The organism is Robertmurraya sp. DFI.2.37 (genome assembly GCF_029211245.1).
Taxonomy (GTDB): domain Bacteria; phylum Bacillota; class Bacilli; order Bacillales; family Cytobacillaceae; genus Robertmurraya; species Robertmurraya methanolica_A.
In genome coordinates this window covers 1-1,180 of record NZ_JARGEJ010000139.1, presented here as the reverse complement: position 1 = coordinate 1,180, position 1,180 = coordinate 1, and the positions used below count along the sequence as shown (strand labels likewise).

The following is a 1,180-nucleotide window of genomic DNA, read 5'->3' as shown; positions in this document are numbered from 1 at the left end:
TAGGTACTGCACCCCAGAAGTTAGAGTTAAAAATCTAACCTCTGGGGTGTTTTTGTATGGCAAAATATAGTGAAGAATTTAAATTAAAAATTGTAATGGAATATCTAAGGGGCAAACTAGGATATTACTTATTAGCCCAAAAATATGGTATTCCTGCTGAATCTCAAGTCAGAAGATGGGTTCGTGCTTATAAAGAATTTGGAGAAGACGGACTACGTAGGAAGCATTCTAAACAAGTTTACTCTGTCAAATTTAAGTTAGATGTATTAAACTTTATGAAACACACAGGTGCTTCTTACCAAGATACTGCGATTATCTTTAAGATGAACAATCCTTCATTGATTACCCATTGGTATAGAACCTTTTTGGAGAAAGGGATAGAAGGCCTGCAGGATAAAGTGAAAGGACGGCCTTCTATGTCTAAAAATCATAAAGCAAAATTGCCAAAACAAGAAAAAGAGTTATCTCGTGAAGAACGATTAGAACGAGAAAATGAACTTCTACGTTTAGAGAATGCCTATTTAAAAAAGTTAAAAGCTTTTCAAGAAAATCCGAATGCCTCCCTCGAAAAGCACAAACAGCGTTGGCATTCGAACTCAAAGAAGAAGGATTCAAATTAAAAGATGTTTTAGAAATAGTGGGGATTCCAGAGGCAACTTATTATTACCATGTGAAGCAATTACAGAAAGAAGATCCAGATAGAGAATGGAAGGAAATAATTACTGAAATTTTTCAAAAGCACGAGGGTAGATACGGGTATCGTCGCATTTGTTTAGAGTTAAGAGGTCAAGGTTATATCATTAACCATAAAAAAGTTCAACGAATAATGAGTGAACTGGGATTGAAATGTGTAAAATTCACACGTAAATCTCGTTATAAATCGTATAAAGGCACGATTGGTAAAGTAGCCAAAAACCGCTTGAATCGTAGATTCAATACATCTATCCGTCTCCAAAAACTAGTAACAGATGTGACCGAATTCAAATGTACTGAAAATCAGAAACTATATTTAAGTCCCATTATGGATTTATACAACGGCGAAATTATATCTTTTGGTCTATCTAACAGACCAACATTAGACTTCGTTCTAGAGCCATTAATTGAAGCATTAGGAACCATTACAAATGAAGCAGAATATCGCACCACCATTCATTCGGATCAAGGTTGGCATTATCAACAT

The 1,180-nt window shown here is 34.9% G+C and carries 2 protein-coding genes; both read left to right on the top strand.

The annotated features are described in order from the left end of the window. Positions 1-56: 56 nt before the first annotated feature. A complete protein-coding gene (locus tag PZE06_RS25770) occupies positions 57-620 on the top strand; it encodes a helix-turn-helix domain-containing protein (RefSeq protein ID WP_150913536.1) in 564 nt (187 codons plus the stop codon). Next, positions 584-1,180: IS3 family transposase (locus PZE06_RS25765; protein ID WP_150913538.1), on the top strand; the 597-nt coding region annotated here is incomplete at its 3' end. The genes PZE06_RS25770 and PZE06_RS25765, both read left to right, overlap by 37 nt.